Annotated in this window: 21 protein-coding genes; 16 read left to right on the top strand and 5 right to left on the bottom strand. The window is 34.4% G+C overall.

Going from position 1 to position 17,244, the window contains the following annotated elements; translation table 11 throughout:
• Together B0A67_RS24190 and B0A67_RS24185 are read right to left on the bottom strand one after the other, a co-directional pair.
• The coding region (locus B0A67_RS24190) for an aldehyde dehydrogenase family protein (protein ID WP_123887478.1) at positions 1-950 on the bottom strand (950 nt) is incomplete at its 3' end.
• A gap of 257 nt (positions 951-1,207) precedes the next feature.
• A complete protein-coding gene (locus tag B0A67_RS24185; protein ID WP_072961672.1) occupies positions 1,208-2,023 on the bottom strand; it encodes a DUF1338 domain-containing protein in 816 nt (271 codons plus the stop codon).
• A gap of 188 nt (positions 2,024-2,211) precedes the next feature.
• On the opposite strand from B0A67_RS24185, the gene B0A67_RS24180 reads away from it, so the two are divergent.
• On the top strand, positions 2,212-2,682 hold the full coding sequence (locus B0A67_RS24180; protein ID WP_072961669.1) for an Lrp/AsnC family transcriptional regulator: 471 nt from the start codon (positions 2,212-2,214) through the stop codon (positions 2,680-2,682).
• A gap of 87 nt (positions 2,683-2,769) precedes the next feature.
• Here the strand turns inward: B0A67_RS24180 and B0A67_RS24175 are convergent, their stop codons facing one another.
• Positions 2,770-3,735 carry a hypothetical protein gene (locus B0A67_RS24175; protein ID WP_072961666.1) on the bottom strand — a complete coding sequence of 322 codons (966 nt, stop codon included), beginning with the start codon at positions 3,733-3,735 and terminating at the stop codon, positions 2,770-2,772.
• 262 nt (positions 3,736-3,997) lie between these two features.
• Here B0A67_RS24175 and B0A67_RS24170 point away from each other — a divergent pair, with 262 nt between their 5' ends.
• Positions 3,998-5,191 (top strand): DUF5009 domain-containing protein, encoded by a 1,194-nt coding sequence (locus B0A67_RS24170; protein ID WP_072961662.1) that lies wholly within the window; start codon positions 3,998-4,000, stop codon positions 5,189-5,191.
• A 57-nt stretch (positions 5,192-5,248) separates the two neighbouring features.
• Here B0A67_RS24170 and B0A67_RS24165 read toward each other — a convergent pair whose 3' ends face one another.
• Positions 5,249-5,650 (bottom strand): hypothetical protein, encoded by a 402-nt coding sequence (locus B0A67_RS24165; RefSeq protein WP_072961659.1) that lies wholly within the window; start codon positions 5,648-5,650, stop codon positions 5,249-5,251.
• A 5-nt stretch (positions 5,651-5,655) separates the two neighbouring features.
• Entirely contained in the window at positions 5,656-6,246 is a 591-nt protein-coding gene (locus B0A67_RS24160; RefSeq protein WP_072961656.1) for a hypothetical protein, read from the bottom strand.
• 142 nt (positions 6,247-6,388) lie between these two features.
• Between B0A67_RS24160 and B0A67_RS24155 the strand changes: the two genes are divergently transcribed.
• The 14 genes from B0A67_RS24155 to B0A67_RS24080 all read left to right on the top strand — a co-directional run bounded on the left by B0A67_RS24155 (position 6,389) and on the right by B0A67_RS24080 (position 17,188).
• Positions 6,389-7,570, top strand: coding sequence for a BamA/TamA family outer membrane protein (locus B0A67_RS24155; protein ID WP_242671016.1), 1,182 nt, complete (start codon positions 6,389-6,391; stop codon positions 7,568-7,570).
• Between the two features lie 520 nt (positions 7,571-8,090).
• Positions 8,091-9,407: a dihydrolipoamide acetyltransferase family protein gene (locus B0A67_RS24145; protein WP_072961651.1), complete on the top strand. Its 1,317-nt coding sequence runs from the start codon at positions 8,091-8,093 to the stop codon at positions 9,405-9,407.
• A 215-nt stretch (positions 9,408-9,622) separates the two neighbouring features.
• Positions 9,623-10,393, top strand: coding sequence for a 3'-5' exonuclease (locus B0A67_RS24140; RefSeq protein WP_072961648.1), 771 nt, complete (start codon positions 9,623-9,625; stop codon positions 10,391-10,393).
• 92 nt (positions 10,394-10,485) lie between these two features.
• On the top strand, positions 10,486-11,097 hold the full coding sequence (locus B0A67_RS24135; protein WP_072961645.1) for a fumarylacetoacetate hydrolase family protein: 612 nt from the start codon (positions 10,486-10,488) through the stop codon (positions 11,095-11,097).
• A complete protein-coding gene (locus B0A67_RS24130; RefSeq protein WP_072961641.1) occupies positions 11,097-11,441 on the top strand; it encodes an Hpt domain-containing protein in 345 nt (114 codons plus the stop codon). The genes B0A67_RS24135 and B0A67_RS24130 overlap by 1 nt, the downstream gene beginning before the upstream one ends.
• A 217-nt stretch (positions 11,442-11,658) precedes the next feature.
• On the top strand, positions 11,659-12,912 hold the full coding sequence (locus B0A67_RS24125; protein ID WP_072961638.1) for a CinA family nicotinamide mononucleotide deamidase-related protein: 1,254 nt from the start codon (positions 11,659-11,661) through the stop codon (positions 12,910-12,912).
• A 71-nt stretch (positions 12,913-12,983) separates the two neighbouring features.
• Positions 12,984-13,220, top strand: a complete 237-nt coding sequence (gene rpmB, locus B0A67_RS24120) for a 50S ribosomal protein L28 (RefSeq protein ID WP_072961635.1) — start codon at positions 12,984-12,986, stop codon at positions 13,218-13,220.
• 26 nt (positions 13,221-13,246) lie between these two features.
• The gene (gene rpmG, locus B0A67_RS24115; RefSeq protein WP_047778459.1) at positions 13,247-13,429 is read left to right on the top strand and encodes a 50S ribosomal protein L33; all 183 of its coding nucleotides are present in this window, start codon (positions 13,247-13,249) and stop codon (positions 13,427-13,429) included.
• A 106-nt stretch (positions 13,430-13,535) separates the two neighbouring features.
• Entirely contained in the window at positions 13,536-13,688 is a 153-nt protein-coding gene (locus B0A67_RS24110; RefSeq protein ID WP_072961632.1) for a DUF4295 domain-containing protein, read from the top strand.
• A 274-nt stretch (positions 13,689-13,962) separates the two neighbouring features.
• Positions 13,963-14,916, top strand: coding sequence for a signal recognition particle-docking protein FtsY (gene ftsY / locus B0A67_RS24105; RefSeq protein WP_072961630.1), 954 nt, complete (start codon positions 13,963-13,965; stop codon positions 14,914-14,916).
• A gap of 263 nt (positions 14,917-15,179) precedes the next feature.
• On the top strand, positions 15,180-15,767 hold the full coding sequence (locus B0A67_RS24095; protein WP_072961624.1) for a matrixin family metalloprotease: 588 nt from the start codon (positions 15,180-15,182) through the stop codon (positions 15,765-15,767).
• A 219-nt stretch (positions 15,768-15,986) separates the two neighbouring features.
• Positions 15,987-16,427 (top strand): lipocalin family protein, encoded by a 441-nt coding sequence (locus tag B0A67_RS24090; RefSeq protein WP_072961621.1) that lies wholly within the window; start codon positions 15,987-15,989, stop codon positions 16,425-16,427.
• Positions 16,408-16,701 (top strand): DUF721 domain-containing protein, encoded by a 294-nt coding sequence (locus B0A67_RS24085; protein WP_072961618.1) that lies wholly within the window; start codon positions 16,408-16,410, stop codon positions 16,699-16,701. The genes B0A67_RS24090 and B0A67_RS24085 overlap by 20 nt, the downstream gene beginning before the upstream one ends.
• A 31-nt stretch (positions 16,702-16,732) precedes the next feature.
• Complete coding sequence (locus B0A67_RS24080) at positions 16,733-17,188, top strand: hypothetical protein (RefSeq protein WP_072961615.1); 456 nt, start codon at positions 16,733-16,735, stop codon at positions 17,186-17,188.
• Positions 17,189-17,244 lie beyond the last annotated feature (56 nt).

Genomic DNA, 17,244 nt, shown 5'->3' with positions numbered 1-17,244 from the left:
TCATAAATACTTTCGTGAATGATCAAACGGCGTGTCGATGTACATCTTTGTCCTGCTGTTCCTACAGCGCCAAAAACGGCACCAATAACAGTCATTTTTATATCGGCATCCGGAGTTACAATAATGGCATTGTTACCGCCTAGTTCTAATAATGAAGTTCCTAAACGTCCTGCAACTACCTGCGCCACGATTTTGCCCATACGGGTAGAACCTGTAGCGGATATTAAGGGTACACGTTTATCGTTTGTCATTATTTCTCCTATTCTGTAATCACCATTGATTAAACAGGAAATACCTTCCGGAAGGTTGTTTTCTTTGATCACCTCTGCCATGATATTTTGACAGGCAATTCCGCACAGTGGTGTTTTTTCTGAGGGTTTCCAAACGCAAACATCTCCGCAGATCCAGGCCAAAGCAGTGTTCCATGCCCAAACCGCTACCGGAAAGTTGAATGCCGAAATAATCCCGACAACTCCCAAAGAATGATATTGTTCATACATTCTGTGTCCCGGACGCTCAGAGTGCATCGTTAATCCGTGTAACTGACGCGACAGACCTACTGCAAAATCACAGATATCGATCATTTCCTGAACCTCTCCATAACCTTCCTGCAAAGATTTACCCATTTCATAAGAAACCAGTTTTCCTAAGGCTTCCTTATTCTTGCGTAATTTTTCTCCAAACTGACGCACAATTTCTCCTCGTTGAGGTGCCGGCATTACTCTAAATTGTTTGAAAGCAGCTGTTGCTGACTCCATTACTTTTTCATAATCTGCAGCAGTCGAAGTCTTAATTTTTCCAATTAATTGTCCGTCAACCGGAGAGTAACTTTCTAAAATGTCACCGCTCGAAAAATTGTTTATTCCTGTTGAAGTTCCTTCATTAATTTCCTTTATGCCCAATTGTTCTAAAGCTTCTTTTATTCCGAATCCTAATTCTGTTGTTGTCATTCCGGCCCTTTTTTTTATTTGTTATTCTGCTTGTGTCAAAAAACAAGACAATATTATAGCCTCAGAAAAGCTTTCTGTTGTATCGTTTTTTTCTTCTGGAAATTGATTTTTATTCTTAGTAAAAGAGCATCCTTAAAGAAGTAGATTTCTTTTACATAGTCATTCTATGTGTCTTTTAAATAAGTGAAACGTCTTGTTTCGAGTATCTAAAATCTATGTTTCTATGTGTTAAAATAATTCTGTTGAATAGATTTTTATTATTTTGCTTCCTGCAGCTTTACGTCAGTACTTTCAAAGATTTTATCTGCAGATGAAGCAACAAATCCCTGATACAATTCTCCGTTTGACATTGGATAACGAAGTGCAAATTCATAATAGCAGGACGGAATTTCTAACGCTCCTTCTTCAAAATCTACGGTATACAAATCGGCCAGAGTGCTCGATTGTTCCAGTAATTGTTCCGGAGTTCCTTTAATTTTTCCTCCTGACGCGTTTAGTTTCCATCCGTTTGCTTCCAGAAAATTGTTTAGTTCTTCGAGTGTTTTAAAATCTTTAAGAGCATTTGTATTTATTGTGAAGTGATTTGCTCTAAAACCGTAAACGTACATCCACGCAGCATATTCAGATTCTTCAAGCAATGATTTGTAAATCGCCTGAGAATTTCCTTTCCAGACAGAACCGCTCAAAACCAATTCCGGATCATTGAATAAATTTTGATCACAATTGTTCAATATATCCTGTACCGTTTCTTGCAATGTTGCAGAACATTTTTCTAATTCTAATTCAGAAATAAAAATTCTTGGCGCATCTTTATCTGTAGCATGCTCATAATGCTTTGCGTATAATTTTTTAGTTTCAAAATTATATTCGCCTTTAGCCTCGTAACCAACATTTAAGAAAGGTTTTTCTAATACTGCAATATTGACACGTTGATCATTGAAAGTACGAATTGCGATATGATCGTTTATAATTTCTTCGCCTCTCTCTTGCAGCAATTCGTGTATTTTTTCTGCAGAAGGAGTAATATGAGCATATTGCTCCCATAATTTTGTAAGTAGTTGAGTTTTATTCATTTTGGTTTTGTTAAAATACTGTTATTATGACACAAATCTATATATAATACTGTTATTATAACATCATACAAGTACGATTATTGAGAATTAGACACGATGTGCAGTTTTTTTTGTAATTTTGACACTTTAAAATCGAGTTTCATCATAAGAATTGTCAAAATAATAGAATCATCAAACAAAAACGGACTATGGCGGGCATCAAGAAGAATGAAAATACTGATTATTTAGATAGAGAAATTCTGCAAAAACTAAGTGAGAATGGAAGAATACCATTTTCTGATTTGGCGAAAGAATTAAATATTTCCAATTCATTGGTACATTTAAGAGTTCGGAAATTGCAGGAAGCGGGAATAATTACCGGTTTTTCTGTAAAATTAAATCCTAAAGAACTTGGTTTTGAAACGATTACTTATACGGGAATCGTTACCAAAGAGGCTCATTTCTCATATTCTATTGCTGAAAAACTTAAAGAAATTCCGGAAGTAATAGAGTGTCATTGGGTTTCCGGGAAATATGCTTTGTTTGTTAAAATTGTAGCCGAAAACAACGAAGAGCTTCGCAAAGTTTTATACGAGCAAATTCACCAAATTGAAGGTGTTGGAAGTACAGATTCATTTTTTTCTTTTGGGTCCGCTTTTGAAAATAATCTGCCGGTCTGATAAAAAATAAACTCTTTTAAAACCGTTTTTGCTTATTTATAGAAAACAGAAATGAAGGCCTGACTGTTCATAAAACATAAATAATTGCTATTTATTGAGATATTGGCTTAATACTGAACTCAAATCAAAATAGTGAATTTGCTGCGGAACATTAATAACAGGTTTTCGAACCAGAGATTCATTCGTAAGATAATAATGTAAGCCATCTTTGGTTGCGATACCTTCAATTTGAAGAATGGGACGTTTGATCGTAATTCTTCGTTTGTTTCCAGACAAAAAATCATTGTTTTTGTAATCATATAAAAGAAACAAAAATGGTTTTCCTATTTTAGAATAACCACAAAGTGCAATGAGTTTTTTTGATTCTAAATAAGTTGCACCTGTTACCAGACCTTGTGTGTCTAAAGTATATTGTAGCTGAGCAGTGTGATTGCCGGAGGTATTAGGCAGAGCATAAATACCGGTTTTAGAAGTATTCCATTGTTTGGTAAACAAATAGATACTGTCTTTTGAAACCACAAAAGCTTCACAGTCAAAATTAGTTTTGTTTGGTTTTTGAGATGAAAAATCAGTTTGGTCAGAATACTGAAATGCAATTGTTTCTATACTTGGATTCCCTTCTAAAAATGATTTTTTTTCGATTTTTAAAATTCTCAGATCTTTTCTGTTTCCTGCGTAATTATTTCCAAAATCCCCAATATAGAGATGAGTGCTATCCTGAGAAATTTCTTCCCAGTCGTGATTGGTTACTTTGTCCAGAATGATTTTTTTTCGAATTTTTCCTAACGAATCTAATCCATAAATCGTTTTGTCATGATCGTCATTGTGTGTCCATAACAAATTATTAAAGAGGATTAATCCGGAAGTTTCTTTTATTGAATCACTTAATTGAATAGCGTATTCCTGTTTGATTCGGATATTATTGTAACGGCAGCTTCCGTTATTTATGGTGGCATTTGAGTCGTAGTTTTTAGCAAGCGGATCTGTGCATCCCGAAATTTGTGCATAAGAGGATGATATAATAAAGCAAAGAAATAGAATGTTTTTTATCATGTACTGCAATATTAAAATTTGCCTGTCATAAAAGTAAAGCTTTAAATACTATCGAAAAAACAGTAAGCCTGTTTAATTGGTTTTTTTGCTAAAAGACCTAATATCTGATCCATAAAAGTGTTTTTTTGATTTTAAGAAAAACGGTATGTTTTAAAAAGATACAAATAGAAAGATTTTGTTATGCTTTTATTTTAATGTAACAAATGTAACCGAACGTTTCATAATTATGTTATATTTGAGATTGCTAAAAACCTACTATTTTATGAGAATTAAAGAAAATTTATACAATCAAAGGATTATTTCTATTGATGCTTTACGGGGAATTACAATTTTTGTTATGATTTTTGTAAATGAATTGGCAAGTGTTCAAAATGTGCCACAATGGATGAAACATATGCCGGCTGATGCTGATGCGATGACATTTGTAGACGTGGTTTTTCCGGCTTTTTTATTTATTGTCGGAATGTCTGTTCCTTTTGCATTTAATGCCCGTTTACTCAAAGGCGACAGCGCCAAAACAATTTGGACACATACTCTGAAAAGAGCTTTAGCATTAATTATTATCGGAGTTTATATGGTCAATGCGGAATATGGATATGACGCTTCAAAAATGATCATTGAGCCAGTCTTTTGGGGGCTTTTGGCTTATGCAATGCCCATTCCGATTTGGAATAAATATCCCAAAGATTTTCCGGTTTGGTTAAAAAATACACTTCATTATGGCGGAATGCTGGTTTTGATAGCATTATACTTTTTATATGTTCAGGAGGATACCGGCGCAATTGGGATTACACCAAAATGGTGGGGAATTCTGGGCTTAATTGGTTGGGCGTATCTTTTTACAGTGGTTTATTACTGGGTTGTTTCCGGAAGATTATGGGGCATGATTGCTTTTTTGATTGTTTGTGTAGCAGCAAATGCGATAAACCTGACTGAAAGTTCAGCGTTACATCAAATACCCGGGTTTGGTTTTATTGCCGGACATTTAACGCACGCTGCGGTGGTTGCTGCCGGAGTAGTAATTTCGCTATTGTTTTTTGATCGGAAAGTAGCCGCCAAAATCAATTGGGCAGTAATAGGTTTTGCAGTTCTGTTTTTTGTGACAGGATATTTATTAAGACCTTATTTTGGAATCTCAAAAATAAAAGGAACTCCGTCCTGGACCATGTTTTCTGCAACAATTTGTACCGTTTTATTCTACTTCTTGTATTGGTTGATGGAAATTAGGAAACAAACAAAATGGAGTAATTTCTTCATGCCCGCCGCCGCAAATCCATTATTGATTTATATTTTGCCTGGCGTAATTTATTATTTCTGCAAAGCTTTTCAAATTCACATTATTCCGGGGTATTTCCGTGAAGGAGTACCGGGGATTATCTGGTCATTAGTGTTTTCTACTATTATGTTGTTTGTGATGAAATTATGCAACAGGTATAAAATTCAACTGCATTTGTAAAGTTTTAGAAGTTTCAGGTTTCACGTTAAGATATAACCTGAAACCTGAAACAAAATTTCACCTCACGCGCTTAAACGCAATCGGTCCGGTTCGTTTTTTATTGTCAGCAAAAGTTCCTTCCAGCGTGTTTCCGTCCTCAGACAATGTTAGTGTATGGGTTCCTGCTGTCGCCCAGCCTTTAATAGGTAAAGTAACATCTACAGTATAACCAATTGTGTTTCCGACTCTTTTTCCTATGCCGCTTTCTACAAATTTTTTCCCTTTCCATTCCAGATAATGAGAGAACATCACTTTTCCGTCCTGTTCAGAGATAATAACCACTGCATTCTGAACATCCGGATTGATATCCTGCCAAACGCCATTAATGTCTATTTTTGAAGACGTAGATTTTTTTTGGCTAAAGCCGAAATTTGAAAATAATACGGTAACGAAAAGTAAAAGAATAAGTCTTGTTTTCATGTTTTTTAATTTTGAACTATAACTGCTTTAATTTCTAAAAACGCTCCCGAAACCGGATTGTAATTCACAAAATTGAATTTACAAAGATTGTGAGAGTCTAAAAGCTTTCCGTCAGGCAATCCGTCCTGTTTAAAATCGGACCACGGAATTTTTACCGTTTTAAATTTTTTTGGCGACGCTTGCAGATCAACTCTGGGATGCGATCCTCCATGAACGCAACCAGTTCCTTCTTTATTGCCTTCGCGAGCCTGCAATTTTATAAGATGTGATGATTTATAGATAATAGTGACAAATTTAGAATCATCAGATAAATTAGTTGGAGCACCATCATTTGAACCTGAATCAGTAAGTAAAACATTCAATTCAATTTCTCCAGCGGGATTATCTTTTGAGGTGACTATAACCAGGCCTTTTTGCTGACGAACACGATTAATTGTTTCCTGATTTTCTAGAGTTGGGCCGGCGATATACCACGTTGAGGTTTCGACAAGATTTTTATCAGAATGTTTGGCAGCAGATGTAATGCCAAGTATGAAAAAACCGATTGTAAAGATGAAAAGAAATGAATCAATAGGAACCAATTTTTTGTTTTTCATAGGAAATAAAAATTTTATGCAATCCAAAAATATGTTTTTTTATAATGGGGTATAGTTTTCTTTTTTTATTATTTCTAAAAACAGCTTTCGTTTTAAATTTAATTTTAAATTTGTAAGAAGTTGTCTCTTAAAGCTTTATGAAATGAAAGGTGAAAAATCTCTAATTGTTTTGTTTTTCTTTTTTCTGATGCCATTTTGTTACTCGCAAAATGATTCAGTGACGAATAACAAAAAAGATATTTTAGATGTGTTATACAAACTCTTTCATAAAAATGACTCTCTCCGAATAAATCCGGATAAAAAAGTAGCATTCTCTTTGCTTCCTGTACCAATCGACGCCAATAAAAGTGCCGGATTAGTAGTTTCTTTTCTGACCACATTTTACCTCGGCGACAGCAATACAACCAAGATGTCCCAGGTTTCCTTCTCGCCTTATTTTAGTTTTACCAAACAATATGTTTTTCCTATTCAATCTTATATTTATACAAAAGACAATAACTGGAATTTTATCGGAGACTATCGTTTTATGATTTATCCGCAGGATACTTATGGTTTGGGAGGGCATAACACCGATAAAAAAATGTCGACACTGGATTATCAGCAATGGCGGTTTTATCAATTTGCGACCCGAAAAGTAATCGGGGATTTTCGTTTGGGACTGGGTTTGTTGTTAGATAATTATCAGAATATTTCTGAAGATTCTTATATTGATGATCAAACAGATTACGTGAAATATATGGATGGAGATTTTTCTAATGAAAATTCTTTTGGAGTAGCGGTTCAGGGATTGTACGATTCCCGTAAGAACAATGTAAATCCCGAACAAGGTATTTATGTCGAAGCTGATTACAGAATGAACACAAGTGGGGTAGACGGTAAAAAATGGAATTCTATTTATTTTGATGCCCGAAAATACCATTCTTTTAATAAGTACAAACACAGAGTTTTGGCGTACAGGGCTTTTTACTGGTCGACTTTTGGCGGGAAACCGCATTATCTCGATTTGCCAAGTATTGGTTGGGATCGCGACGGAAAAACAGGCCGGGGTTTTACCAGAAATAGATTCCGCAGCAATGCGTTGATTTATTTTGAAACAGAATACAGGACAGATATCACTAAAAATGGTTTTATCGGAGCCGTATTTTTTACTAATATTTCTTCGGTTTCTAAATTGGATACTTATGATTTCAGGAAATGGAATCCTGCTGTGGGAACCGGATTACGCATTAAATGGAACAAACAAAACAACAGTAATCTGGTACTTGATTTTGGAGTTAGTAAAAACGACTGGTCATTGCGATTGGGCCTGGCTGAAAATTTTTAATCCTCAAAAGAATCAGTTTCTTTTTTTTCGTCTTATTAAATTCCTGATTTTTTGTATTTTTCATTCCAATCAGAATTTCGTTTTCTGTTTTGTAAAAATGGTTTAGGGAAAAATGAAAGTAAAACAGCTGTCGGAAATTGTCGTTTTTTCTTCTGTAAATTGAATTTTGTCTGAAAAATTACCGTCTATTTTAAAAAATAAAGTCGTCTTTATGAATTTAAAAAAAGAAAAAATGGTAAATTCGTCCCTGATTTTTAAGGGTAAAAGAGTTGATATTATTTTGGATAATCAGTATGTTTCGTTCAAAAAATGTATTAAAATCATAAAAACTCTTAAAGATAAGAACGTTACTTTTAAGATTTTCCCCAAAAACACAAATTTTATTATTGGAATCAATTCATGAAATGTTACAGGGCAAATTGTAAAAAATGAGTAAAAAATTATATTAAATGTAATTTATATTTAGAATATTCAGTAATTTCGCAATCTGAAAATCAAAATCACCTTTTAGGTTAACAATATGGCAAGATTTGAATTGAAACTTCCTAAAATGGGAGAGAGTGTCGCTGAAGCAACTATTACCAACTGGTTGAAAGAAGTGGGAGATAAAATTGAAGCTGATGAAGCTGTACTCGAAATTGCAACTGACAAGGTTGATAGTGAAGTGCCAAGCGAAGTATCAGGAGTTTTAGTAGAACAATTATTTGGTAAAGATGATTTAGTTCAGGTAGGACAAACTATTGCTATTATTGAAACGGAAGGTGATGCTCCGGCTGCAAAAACAGAAGAAGCTGCTGCTCCGGCTGAAGTTGCTGAAATCGAAAAAACAATCGAAGTAGCAAAAGATGTTGCAGCTGCTCCACAGGATTTTTCAGGATCTGATAAATTCTATTCTCCGTTAGTAAAAAATATTGCAAAAGAAGAAGGGATTTCTGTTGCTGAATTAGAAAATATTGTCGGTTCAGGAAAAGACGGACGTGTAACAAAAGAAGATATTTTAAAATATATTGAAACCCGCAAATCAGGTGTTGAAACTCCAAAAGCGGTTGTAGAAGCTCCAAAAGTAGCACAGCCTGTCGCTGCTCCTGTTCAAAAAAGTCAACAAGCGGTTCCGGTTTCTGTAAATGGAGGTGACGAAATCATCGAGATGGACAGAATGCGTAAACTGATTTCAGGATACATGACGGCTTCTATTCAAACTTCGGCTCACGTGCAGTCGTTTATTGAAGTTGATGTAACCAATATCGTAAAATGGAGAGAAAAAGTAAAAACAGCTTTCGAGAAAAGAGAAGGCGAGAAGCTTACTTTTACGCCAATTATGATGGAGGCGGTTGCAAAAGCACTGAAAGATTTCCCTGGAATGAATATTTCTGTTGATGGTGAATATATCATCAAAAAGAAAAATATAAATTTAGGAATGGCTGCGGCTTTACCAAACGGAAACTTAATTGTTCCCGTAATCAAAAATGCAGATCAGCTGAATCTGGTTGGAATGGCAAAAGCGGTTAACGATTTAGGAAATCGTGCAAAAGCCGGAAAACTTAAACCGGACGATACACAAGGCGGAACCTATACAGTAACGAACGTAGGAACTTTTGGAAGTGTTTTTGGTACGCCAATTATCAATCAGCCACAAGTGGGGATATTAGCTCTTGGTGCCATTCGTAAAGTACCGGCAGTTATCGAAACCCCGGAAGGTGATTTTATCGGAATCCGTCAAAAAATGTTCTTATCGCACTCTTACGATCACAGAGTAGTAGATGGAGCTTTAGGTGGAAGCTTTGTAAAAAGAGTAGCAGAATATTTAGAAGCTTTTGATATCGACAGAGATTTTTAAATACTATAGAATAAATTCAAAACCCGGAAGATTTTAAAAATTTTCCGGGTTTTTTGTTTGTAAGAAAAGGTTAAGGAAACGAATGGCGTCTTTCTTTGAGAATGAATTTAAACGTTAAAATCGCAAAAATGAGCCTTTTTTCGGTTAAAAAAATCAAGAATAAAAGAGGAAATTCCGCTTTAAAAATTACATTTGTAATCTTATAAAATTAAAAAATGGAACTGAAACTCAACAAACCAATTTGCTTTTTTGATCTTGAAACAACCGGAATTGACATCGGAAAAGATCGAATTGTAGAAATTTCAATATTCAAAGTTTTTCCAAACGGAAATAAAGAAAGTAAAACCTGGTTAGTGAATCCTACGATTCCAATTCCGCCACAAACAACCGCTGTTCATGGTATCACAGATGAAAAAGTGGCCAATGAGCCTACTTTTGCTGAGTTGGCACAACAAGTTCATAACATGATTAAGGATAGTGATTTGGGAGGTTTTAATTCAGATCGTTTTGATATTCCGTTACTGGCTGAAGAATTGCTTCGCGCCGGAGTTGACTTTGATATGAAAAATAAGGTTTCAGTAGACGTACAGACTATTTTTCATAAGATGGAAGAGCGTACTTTAAGTGCCGCATTGAAATTCTATTGCGGAAAAAATCTTGAAAATGCGCATTCTGCAGAGGCAGATACTATGGCAACCTATGAAATTCTAAAAGCACAATTAGATCGTTACCCGGATTTAGAAAATGATATGAAGTCATTGTCTGAATTTACAACCCGTAAAAAGATAGCTGATTTTGCCGGAATGATTGCTTTTGATCAGGATAACGAAGAGATTTTTACCTTCGGAAAACACAAAGGAGTCAAAGTAGATAAAATTCTGGAAACAGAACCGGGCTATTTCAGCTGGATTCAAAATGCTGATTTTCCTTTGTATACTAAAAAGGTTTTAACAGCAATAAAATTAAGAAAGTTAAATACTAAGTAAGGTTCTAAGTTGCTAAGCTTCTGAGGTGCTGATTTTTTTTGCGCTTTTTCTTAGAGTCTTGGCAACTTAGGAGTTTAGCAACTCATATAGACATGAAAATAATCTGTATCGGTAGAAATTATACCAATCATATTGCGGAGTTAAAAAACGAGCGCCCAACAGAGCCGGTAGTTTTTATGAAACCGGACTCAGCTGTTTTATTGAAACAGCATCCGTTTGTAATTCCGGAATTTTCTGAAGAGATTCATCACGAAATAGAGATAATTGTTAAAATTAATAAGGTAGGGAAGTATATCGAACCTAAATTTGCTCATAAATATTACGATGAAATTAGTGTAGGTATCGACTTTACAGCCAGAGATTTACAAGATAAATTAAAAGCAAAAGGATTGCCTTGGGAAAAAGCAAAAGCTTTTGATGGCTCTGCGGTTATTGGAGAGTTTTTGCCGAAAAGTGATTTTGTTTCGATGGAAAATCTTACATTTGAGTTGACAAATAATTCTCAAACAGTTCAAAAAGGAAATACAGGCTTTATGCTTTGGAAAATCGATGAACTTGTTTCGTATGTATCGCAATTTTTTACTTTAAAAATTGGAGATATTATTTTTACAGGAACTCCTGAAGGTGTTGCTGCGGTTAAACCAAATGATGTTTTAGAGGGCTTTTTAGAAGATAAAAAATTATTCAGAATACAAGTAAAATAATGGCTTTAAAATACATCCTTTCGAAAGTATATGCGCTTTCAGACAATGATCCGGAATTTGTAAACGAAATTCTTAAATTATTTGTTACCGAAGTTCCCGAAGATTTAAAACAAATCAAAGAAGGGATTAAGAAAAAGGATCATAAATATGCTTATTCTTACGCGCACAAAATAAAACCTACCCTTGATTTAATGGGTTTAAATGTTGCTTTTGAAGAAATTCTTCAAGTCGAAGCCTGGACAAAGGCAGAAGGCAAGAAAAAAGAAATTGTTGAAACCTTCAAAAGTATAAAGATACAAGTAAAAGACGCTATCAAGGAAATCAAAAAAGACTTTGATTTGTAAAGTTTGGGCGTGACCCAGTTTTTGCCTTTTTTAAATTTAAGGCAAAAACAGGGTCGGGTTATTCGCTATATCTTTTGTTCATAGCACTTTTGCTTAAAAAGGCGTCTCTTTGTCACAAAAGGATGCCGCTACTACCTCTCACGCAAAAATCGTTGCGGCAACAACCTACTTTGTAATAATGACTTACCGTGCGTAAGTAAAATAATATTCTGCAGCTATGAAAGCAACTATCATTACTATTGGAGATGAAATTTTAATAGGTCAAATTGTAGATACAAATTCAGGTTTTATCGCCAAATCACTAGACCGGATCGGTGTCGAAGTTCATGAAATGATTTCGATAAGCGATGATAAAAAACACATTTTAGACACGTTTGCACAACTACAAAACAAAGTTGATGTTGTGATTATAACAGGTGGTTTAGGACCAACAAAAGACGATGTCACCAAAAAAACTTTCTGTGATTATTTTGATGATGAATTAGTCGTGAATCCTGAAGTTCTGGCTCATGTAACAGAATTGATCGAAGGGTTTTATAAGCGGCCAATTTCACAATTAAATAAAGATCAGGCCTTAGTTCCGTCAAAATGCACCGTTTTGCATAACAAAATGGGGACTGCGCCGGGAATGTGGATGAAGAAAGAAAATACGGTGTTTGTATCGCTTCCGGGAGTTCCGTACGAAATGAAGTATTTAGTCGAAGAAGAAATAATTCCTAAAATAGTTCGCGAGTACAAACGCCCCTATATCATTCATAAAACTATTTTAACTTATGGTCAGGGAGAGAGTCTGGTGGCGGAACGTATCGAAGATTGGGAGAACAATTTGCCTGAATTCATAAAGCTGGCTTATCTCCCAAATCCCGGACGGGTTCGTTTGCGTTTGTCGGCCAGAGGAACAAATAAAGAATTGCTTGAAGCTGCAATAGAGGAGAATGTGAAATCATTAGATGCTATCATTCATGATATTATAGTAGGCTATGAAGAAAATGAGACAATAGAATCCGTAGTTGGAAAAATGCTGGACAAACAAAATAGAACCATTGCAACTGCTGAAAGTTTTACCGGAGGGAAAATAGCCTCTGTTATGTCAGCTGTTCCCGGAGCTTCTAAGTACTTCAAAGGCAGTGTGGTTTCGTATGCAACAGAGGCGAAGGTTAATGTTCTCGGTATCTCGCAGGATTTAGTAGATCAGTTTTCAGTAGTTAGCGCAGAAGTTGCATCGGCTATGGCTTTGAATGTGAAAGAGATACTTAAAACAGACTATGCGATTGCCACAACCGGGAATGCCGGACCGACAAAAGGGGATTCAAATGCTGAAATTGGTACCGTTTTTATCGCTTTGGCTACTCCGAATGATATAATTGTTGAAGAATTTAATTTTGGCCAACCACGTGAAAAAGTGATAGATAGAGCCGTGATTAAGAGTTTAGAAATATTACAGAAAGAAATTTTAAAAAATGTGTACTAATTTTTTGTTTCAATCGTTTATTTTTCTTTTCTTTGCACCCTGATTTTGAATAACGATAAAAGATAAGTATAATGTCAAGAGTTTGTGACCTTACAGGTAAAAGAGCGATGGTAGGAAATAACGTTTCTCACGCTATGAACAAAACTAAGAGAAAATTTTCTGTAAACTTAGTTAAAAAGCGTTTTTATCTTCCAGAAGAAGATAGATGGATTACTCTTAGAGTAGCAGCATCTACGATAAAAACAATTAATAAAAATGGAATTTCTGCTGTTTTGAAAAAAGCGCAGTCACAAGGATTTATCAAATAATCTTTCCTAAATAAATATATAGCAAGATGGCAAAGAAAGGTAATAGAATCCAGGTAATTTTAGAATGTACTGAGCACAAGACTTCTGGTGTTTCAGGTACTTCAAGATACATAACAACTAAGAACAAAAAAAATACACCAGACAGATTAGAGATTAAGAAATTTAATCCAATCTTGAAACGTGTAACTGTTCACAAAGAAATTAAGTAATAATTTAGAGATTTAAATACAATCTTAAATTAAATGTTGATTATTAAGTAATACTTGTAATACCATAACATTTGAAGATGTATTGAATTTCAATAACATTTAAATCATGGCAAAGAAAACCGTAGCATCGTTACAAACAGCTTCTAAGAGATTATCAAAAGCCATCAAAATGGTGAAGTCTCCTAAAACTGGTGCATATACATTCGTAGAATCTATTATGGCTCCTGAAGAAGTTGATACTTTCTTGAAAAAGAAATAATAACAATTACAGTATATAGAAAAGCTACTTTCATTCGGAAGTAGCTTTTTTATTTTTTATATTTGTCTAAAATTTTATAGAAATATAACAATTGGCTTTTTTTTAAGCTATAGTTCTCACTATCCTCTATATCTTTACTGTCCCGATTCGACGGAAACCAAAGGATGTAGATACTATCAGAGATCAGGTAGTAACAATTGGTCTTCTATAAACATTAGGATTATTCAGATTGTCAAAGAATCGGATAGTCTGAAAAACTAACAACCTATAAAAAATGAGTTTTTTTAAAAAATTATTCTCTACTGATAAAAAAGAGACTTTAGACAAAGGTCTTGAAAAATCAAAAACTACTTTTTTCTCAAAGTTAAGCAAAGCCGTTGCCGGAAAATCTAAAGTCGATGATGATGTTTTAGATAATCTGGAAGAAATCCTAGTGGCTTCAGACGTTGGTGTAAATACAACGCTCAAAATAATCACAAGAATCGAAAAACGCGTTGCCGAAGATAAATATTTAGGTACAGACGAACTAAACCAGATTCTGCGTGAAGAAATTGGTGCTTTATTGTCTGAAACCAATACCGGAGAAGCAACTGAATTCGAAATTCCAAAAGATAAAAAACCATATGTTTTAATGGTTGTTGGTGTAAACGGAGTGGGAAAAACGACTACAATTGGTAAACTGGCGTTTCAGTTTAAAAAAGCAGGTTATAAAGTTGTCTTAGGAGCTGCCGATACTTTTCGTGCCGCTGCTATCGATCAATTGCAAGTTTGGGCAGATCGTGTAGATGTGCCTATTGTGAGACAGAATATGGGGAGCGATCCTGCATCTGTTGCTTTTGATACTTTGCAGTCAGCTGTAGCACAAAATGCCGATATCGTTATTATAGATACTGCCGGACGTTTGCACAATAAAGTCAATTTGATGAATGAACTTACCAAGGTTAAACGTGTTATGCAAAAAGTGGTTGCCGATGCGCCTCACGATGTACTTTTGGTATTAGACGGTTCTACAGGTCAAAATGCTTTTGAGCAAGCCAAACAATTTACAGCAGCAACTGAGGTTACCTCCCTTGCAGTAACTAAATTGGACGGAACTGCTAAAGGCGGTGTTGTAATTGGTATTTCAGATCAGTTTCAGATTCCTGTAAAATACATAGGTGTTGGTGAAGGAATTGAAGATTTACAGGTCTTTAACAAATATGAATTTGTAGATAGTTTTTTTAAATAGTTTATAATGAGTTTTTCTTCTTTAAAAAATATAACGCCTCTTACTTTTTATTTCGCAAGCGTTATTTGTTTCGTTTTAGCAAATGTAATCAGGAATCAGACTTTGTCCTTTTATTACGTTTTGTTGGTTTTAGGGTTAATATTCTTTTTTATGGGAATCCTGAAAAGATTGCGTACAAAACGATAGTATCTTTTATTGCTTTATTTTGTAGGTTTAAATTGTTAAATAGTAACTGCGAAAGTTAGTCTTAATCTTAACTTATTATGAAGTATTGTCTTCTGATTTTATTTTTTAGTTTGCTTTCCTGTACAAACGCAAAGAAAGAGAATCAGAGTAAGGTAGTTGTTCTTCAGCCATTTGGTGATTTTAAAACGGATCAGGCAAAAAATGTGCTTGTTCAGGTTAAGACAATTAATCCAAATGTTGCTTTAAGGCAAAATATTTCTTTTCCTGAAAACTCCTATTATAAACCCAGAAACAGATATCGGGCAGACAGCATTATTGAATTTCTTCGCAATACTGTTGGTAAAGATTCTGTTGTTATTGGATTGTCAAATTCTGATATAAGTACTACTAAAAACGGAATTAAAGATTGGGGAATAATGGGATTAGGTTACCGACCGGGTAAATCTTGTGTAGTCTCTGATTTTAGAATGGCCGGCAAAAACAGCAATCAACAGTTTTATAAAGTAGTTTTACACGAATTAGGACATACTGAAGGTTTATCTCATTGTGCAGTGAAAACTTGTCTGATGAGAGATGCTGAACGCGGAAATCATTTAGACGAAGAAAAAGATTTCTGTAAAAAATGTAAAAGTTTTTTAATGAATAAAGGCTGGCAATTGATCTAAAGCTCTCACTTAGAACAGGATCTTTATTCCTGTAAAATTCCTTTTTTGTTTTGCTTTATTATCCCTAATTTTAGGTTTATAAAGTTAACTTTGTACCACAAATATTTTTTTGAAAACCGGAGTTTTAGCCCTGATGGGAGCGGCATCCTTTTTCTTGCTTTTTTGTAGGAAAAAGATAAAGCAGACAGCAGGAAACAGCTCCTTAAAATACTATTACCTATGAAAAATACTTTTATGATTTTGATTGTATCGCTCTTGTTTTTGGGGTGCAGGCAGGAAATTAAACCCGCTGATATTGCGAAATTAAACGGCTATTGGGAAATTGAAAAAGTGGTTTTTGAAAAAGGAGAAGAGAAGGATTATAAAATGAATGAAAGTTTTGATTATTTTGATATAAAGAACAACAAAGGAATCCGAAAGAAAGTGATGCCTCAGTTTGACGGTACTTTTTTGACCAGTGATTCTTTTGAAAATGTTTCAGTTCGATTCAAAGGCGAACAGGTTTTTCTGGATTATAAAACAGATTATGCAAAATGGAGTGAGGAACTGATCTCGATTTCAGAGGAGAAACTGGTGGTGAAAAATCAGGAAAAAAAAGAATATCATTATAAAAAAGCGGGAGCAATAAATTTATTAGAAGATGGCAAAAAGACTAAATAATCAGACGATTGGGGCTGTTTTGCAACAGATTATCCAGGTGAACAAATTGGGTGCCGGAATGGATCAGATTGATGTGAAAGAAGCCTGGAGACAGTTGATGGGAAATGGTGTTAATACGTATACGAAAAATGTGGTTTTGAAAGGAAGTACGTTATATGTAGAACTGTCGTCTGCCGTTTTAAGAGAAGAATTGAGTCACGGAAAAACTAAAGTCGTGAAGATGATTAATGAGGATTTGGGGCGTGAAGTGATTAAGGATGTTATTTTGAGATAATTTTTGCTTAAGCGGTTTAAAAAAAAGAATCATGGTTACATTGAAATCCAGATTTAGAATTCTGCCAATTTTGTTAATTTCGATTTTAAGTATTTTTCCATTTTTGGCTCTTTATATCTATAGTATTTCTCCAAAAGAGAGTCTGGCTTTTCCTTTAGTAGTATTCATCATTGTTGCTTATTTGTGGTTGGCTTTAGTGAGAACCAGAGTTCATAAAGTAATAATTGAAAAAAACAATATAACAGTTAAACGTTATTATGGATTAGGTAGGTCTATAGTTTATGACTTTAGCAAATTAGATGGTTTTGTGGTTTTATTCGAAAGTGGAAGACTTGGTGTTTCTGAGTCTCTTTTTATTCTTGAAAAAGGAAAAAGAGTTGTTTGTGTTTGTAGTTATTACATAAGTAATTTTAATAATTTAAAATTGTTTTTAAAAGAAAATTTGACTGATTTAGGGGAAATAAAAGGACATGATGATATTTCCTAGTTTTTAAAAAACACATAAAAAAAATCCTGTTTGTAAACAAACAGGATTTTTTTTAT

The organism is Flavobacterium aquidurense, assembly GCF_002217195.1.
GTDB classification, from domain to species: Bacteria; Bacteroidota; Bacteroidia; order Flavobacteriales; family Flavobacteriaceae; genus Flavobacterium; species Flavobacterium frigidimaris.
This window is presented reverse-complemented; position numbering and strand designations above follow the sequence as displayed.